Here is a 4,850-nt window from a genome sequence, read left to right as displayed (position 1 = left end):
ATCGGCGTACAGTGCCGGGCTGAAATTCGGTTTGCCCGGGGCAGCCAAACCGGCGGTGGCTGCCAAAAAAACAAAGGCCCGGAAAATCCGGGCCTTTGCATCGTGATTGTCGGCAGGCAGATCAGAGAATGCTCTGGCCGGTCCGGGCCCAATCGTTGAGAAAGGCATCGAGGCCCTTGTCGGTCAGCGGATGCTTGACGAGGCTCTTCAGGGTTGCCGGCGGAACGGTTGCGACGTCCGCACCGATGATCGCGCATTCCTTGACGTGGTTCGGCGTGCGGATGGAGGCCGCCAGGATTTCCGTGTCGAAGCCGTAGTTGTCGTAGATCACGCGGATTTCGCGGATCAGCTCCAGACCGTCGGCATGAATGTCGTCGAGGCGGCCGATGAAGGGCGAGATGTAGGTGGCGCCGGCCTTGGCTGCGAGCAGGGCCTGGTTGGCGGAGAAGCACAGGGTGACGTTGGTCTTGGTGCCTTCGTCCGTCAGCTGCTTGCAGGCCTTCAGGCCGTTGAAGGTCAGCGGCAGCTTGATGACCACGTTGTCCGCGATCTCGCGCAGCACATGGGCTTCCTTGATCATGGTGTCGAAATCGGTCGCAGCAACTTCTGCGGAAACGTCACCCTCGGTGATGGCGCAGATTTCAGCAATGACTTCCTTGAAGTCGCGGCCGGACTTGGCGATCAGGGACGGGTTGGTGGTCACGCCGTCCAGAAGACCGGTGGCTTCCAGTTCCTTGATTTCAGCCGTGTCGGCGGTGTCGACGAAGAACTTCATGAATGTCTACTCCCTGTGGGGCGCCCTTGAGGCTGCCGGAGGTCTTGTCCCGCGACGGGAGACAAAACGATTGAATGGTCAGCTGGGCTCTCTTTACCCTAGGATGATGACAAGAAGAACCCCTGATTCTCCGGTGGACGAATTTTCTGTGGTACGTACCTCAAGGGCAAAGACCCTTGAACCCCTGCCCGGTGCAGGCGATGTCACAAGGGGTTCAAATGGACCAGAGGCTTGATGACGGGCGCCGCCTGACGGCGGGGTGAGGACCTTGAATTCCGTGCTGTTCGACGATCCAGATTTTCAGGAAACGATTGCCAGCGTGCTGGTGCCCGTCGCTGTTCCCGTGGCCTATACCTACAAGGTGCCGCCCGGAAAGACCGTCGTGCCCGGCACTATCGTCAAGGTGCCGCTGGGAACGCGGGAAGTGGTCGGAGCGGTCTGGGACGTGGAGCCGGACGCGGCGATCAACCCGAAGAAGCTCAAGTCCATTTCCAGGGTCTACGACGAGACGCTGCCTCTGGATGATGACCTGCGCCGCTTCGTGGACTGGGTGGCGAACTGGACGCTCGGAGCGCCGGGCATGGTGCTGCGCATGGTCTTGAGATCCGAGGAGGCGCTGGAGCCGGAGCCGCCGGTTCCGGGTGTTCGCCGGATCGAGGGCGCGGAACCCGACCGGTCGACCTCCGCCCGGCAAAGGGTTCTGGCGACGATGGAGGACGGCTTTGCCTGGACCAAGAGCGGGCTTGCCCATGCCGCGGGCGTTTCGCCGTCCGTTATCGACGGCCTGATAAGCCAGAACGTTCTGGAAGTCGTGTCGCTGCCGGCAGCGCCACCTCCGCCGAAGCCGCAACTTGATTTTGCGCGCAAGGAACTGACGGCCGCCCAGCAGGCGGCGGTCGATCGCCTGGTCGAGACATTCGACAAGCCGGGCGGCGGTGTCAGCCTGATCGACGGCGTTACCGGCTCGGGCAAGACGGAGGTTTATTTCGAGGCGCTGGCCGAAGCCTTGCGGCGGGACAGGCAGGTGCTTGTCCTTTTGCCCGAAATCGCGTTGACGGAGCAGTTCCTGCGCCGGTTCGAACAGCGTTTCGGGGTCTATCCGGCTGAGTGGCATTCCGAGATCACCACGAAGAAACGCGCCCGGGTCTGGCGGGGTGTCGCCTCCGGGGACGTGCGCGTGGTCATCGGCGCGCGCTCGGCGCTCTTTCTGCCGTTCAGGGAACTGGGCCTCATCATTGTCGACGAAGAGCACGACGCGGCCTTCAAGCAGGATGACCGGGTGCCCTACAGTGCGCGGGACATGGCCGTGGTGCGCGGGCATCTGTCGAAGTTTCCCGTCGTGCTCGCCTCCGCAACACCTTCGGTCGAAAGCCATGTGAACGCGGATCTTGGCCGGTACTCGCTGATCGAATTGCCGGAACGCGCATCCGGCGCGGCCTTGCCGGATCTTCAGGCCGTCGACATGCGCCAGGATGGCCCCGAGCGCGGACGCTGGCTCGCGCCGCAGCTCGTTCATGCGATCAAGGACACATTTGCAGCCGGCGACCAGTCGCTGCTCTTTCTGAACCGGCGCGGCTACGCCCCGCTGACCCTGTGCCGGACCTGCGGTCACCGTTTTCAGTGTGCCCATTGCAGCGCCTGGCTGGTGGAGCACCGGTTCCAGAAGAAACTGGTCTGCCACCATTGCGGCCATTTCGAATCCGTTCCCGAAAGCTGTCCCTCCTGCCAGAGCACCGACAGTCTGGTGGCGTGCGGTCCGGGCGTGGAGAGAATCGCCGAGGAGGTTTCCGATCTTTTCCCTCAGGCCCGGACGCTGGTCCTGTCTTCCGACATTGCCGGCGGGCCGGAGCGGCTGAAACGGGAAATGAAGATCGTGGAAGAGGGCGGCGCGGATATTGTGATTGGCACCCAGCTCGTCGCCAAGGGGCACAATTTTCCGAAGATGAAGCTGGTCGGCGTGATCGACGCGGACCTGGGACTGGCGCACGGCGACCCGCGCGCAGCGGAAAAGACCTTCCAGCTTCTGGCCCAGGTGACGGGCCGCGCCGGCCGTGTCACAGGAGGGGGGCGTGGGATCCTGCAGACCTATAACGCCGACCACCCGGTGATCAAGGCGCTGCTGTCGGGCGAGAAGAAAGCCTTCTATGCCGCGGAGATCGAAGCCCGCCGCGCGGCCGGCCTGCCACCCTTCGGACGTCTCGCCGCCGTTGTGGTCTCAGGTCCGGACCGGACTTTTGCTGAAGGCTATGCCCGCGCTCTTGCAAGGGCCGCGCCGCACGATCAGGCGGTAACCCTGCTGGGGCCTGCCGAGGCCGCGCTGGCGATGGTCCGCGGCCGCTACAGGTTCCGGTTGCTGACCATGGCCCCGCGACAGTTTGACCTGCAATCCTACCTGCGCCAATGGCTGGGACAGGGCCCGAAACCCACCAGGGGACTGAGGGTCCAGGTGGATATCGATCCGCAGAACTTCCTTTGATGTTCGGCAATCAAACCCGCCTAAAGGTTTATGACGGCCGGGAAACGTTGATCCGACAGGGTTTTTGGGCCTGCGCTGCAAAAAACTCTCCGGAATCGGCAATAACAGTCTTTAGGTGAAGTTGCACACTGGGAAACCCTGTGCTAAACGAGGCGCGGCTTTGGGGGAACGGTTTAACCGTCATACCTTCTGACCTTGAAATCATTCATTATTTCAACACCTTGCGGACGCTAGCCGTTTTGCGGGTTTGGAAAACGTCAGAGAGCACGGACCTGGTGACTGACAACGTATCTCTCGTATCCGGCGTGGCACAGCGTTATGCGTCCGCCCTTCTCGACCTTGCAGAAGGCGACGGCGTAACCGCGGACGTGGAACGGGATCTGAACGCATTCGATGGCATGCTTGCCGAAAGCGAAGATCTCGTCCGTCTTGTGAAAAGCCCGGCATTCAGTGCAGAAGAGCAGCTTGCCGCGCTCTCCGCACTTCTCGACAAGGCAGGCATCAAGGGCCTCGCCGCAAATTTTGTGAAGCTGGCGGCCCGTAACCGGCGCCTCTTCGTTCTTCCCGACATGATCAAGGCGTTTCGTGCCCTGCTTGCTGACAAGCGTGGCGAGGCGACGGCCGAGGTGACTTCCGCCGCGGCTCTCTCCGACGAGCATGTCGCTGCCCTGAAAGAAGCGTTGTCTGCTTCCACGGGCAAAAAAGTAACCATCGCAGCGACTGTTGATCCTGCCCTGATCGGTGGCCTCGTGGTCAAGGTCGGGTCCCGCATGATCGACACGTCTCTGCGTACCAAGCTCAATTCACTCAAGTTCGCGATGAAAGAGGTCGGCTGATGGATATTCGGGCCGCGGAAATTTCCGCAATCCTCAAGGACCAGATCAAGAGCTTCGGCCAGGAAGCCGAAGTTTCTGAAGTTGGTCAGGTGCTCTCCGTCGGTGACGGTATCGCCCGTGTTTATGGTCTGGACAAGGTTCAGGCTGGTGAAATGGTCGAGTTCCCGGGCGGTATCCGGGGCATGGCTCTGAACCTGGAAAGCGACAACGTCGGTGTCGTTATCTTCGGTTCCGACCGCACCATCAAGGAAGGCGATACGGTCAAGCGGACCGGTGCCATCGTGGAAGTGCCGGTTGGTAAGGGCTTGCTTGGCCGCGTTGTCGATCCGCTTGGCAATCCGCTGGATGGCAAGGGCCCGATCGAAGCAACCGAGCGTCGCCGCGTTGACGTCAAGGCACCTGGTATCCTGCCGCGTAAGTCGGTTCATGAGCCGATGTCTACTGGCCTCAAGGCGATTGATGCCCTGATCCCGGTCGGTCGCGGTCAGCGCGAGCTGATCATTGGCGATCGCCAGGTTGGCAAGACGGCAATCATTCTCGACACGTTCCTGAACCAGAAGCCGCTTCACGCAGGCGACGACGAAGATGCAAAACTCTACTGCATTTACGTTGCGATCGGTCAGAAGCGCTCCACGGTTGCACAGTTTGTGAAAACCCTGGAAGACGCTGGTGCTCTGGAATACTCCATCGTTGTTGCCGCAACGGCTTCGGACGCAGCCCCGCTGCAGTTCCTGGCACCGTTCGCTGGTTGTGCAATGGGCGA

General features: G+C 61.6%; 3 protein-coding genes and 1 pseudogene. 3 read left to right on the top strand and 1 reads right to left on the bottom strand.

What is annotated here, in order from left to right; translation table 11 throughout:
* Nucleotides 1–121 precede the first annotated feature (121 nt).
* Complete coding sequence (gene fsa, locus ACQY7U_RS18120) at nt 122–775, bottom strand: fructose-6-phosphate aldolase (RefSeq protein WP_428647349.1); 654 nt, start codon at nt 773–775, stop codon at nt 122–124.
* A gap of 277 nt (nt 776–1,052) precedes the next feature.
* Between fsa and ACQY7U_RS18115 the strand changes: the two genes are divergently transcribed.
* From ACQY7U_RS18115 to ACQY7U_RS18105, 3 genes and pseudogenes are all read left to right on the top strand, one after another.
* On the top strand, nt 1,053–3,251 hold the full coding sequence (locus ACQY7U_RS18115) for a primosomal protein N' (RefSeq protein WP_428647352.1): 2,199 nt from the start codon (nt 1,053–1,055) through the stop codon (nt 3,249–3,251).
* Between the two features lie 275 nt (nt 3,252–3,526).
* Nucleotides 3,527–4,087 (top strand): F0F1 ATP synthase subunit delta, encoded by a 561-nt coding sequence (locus tag ACQY7U_RS18110; protein WP_428647346.1) that lies wholly within the window; start codon nt 3,527–3,529, stop codon nt 4,085–4,087.
* Nucleotides 4,087–4,850, top strand: a pseudogene (locus ACQY7U_RS18105) (F0F1 ATP synthase subunit alpha); the annotation flags it as partial. The gene ACQY7U_RS18110 and the pseudogene ACQY7U_RS18105, both read left to right, overlap by 1 nt.

It is taken from the genome of Roseibium sp., from assembly GCF_050301095.1.
GTDB lineage: Bacteria > Pseudomonadota > Alphaproteobacteria > Rhizobiales > Stappiaceae > Roseibium.
Note: the sequence above shows the minus strand (reverse complement) of the source record. Positions and strands in the feature narration are given on the sequence as shown.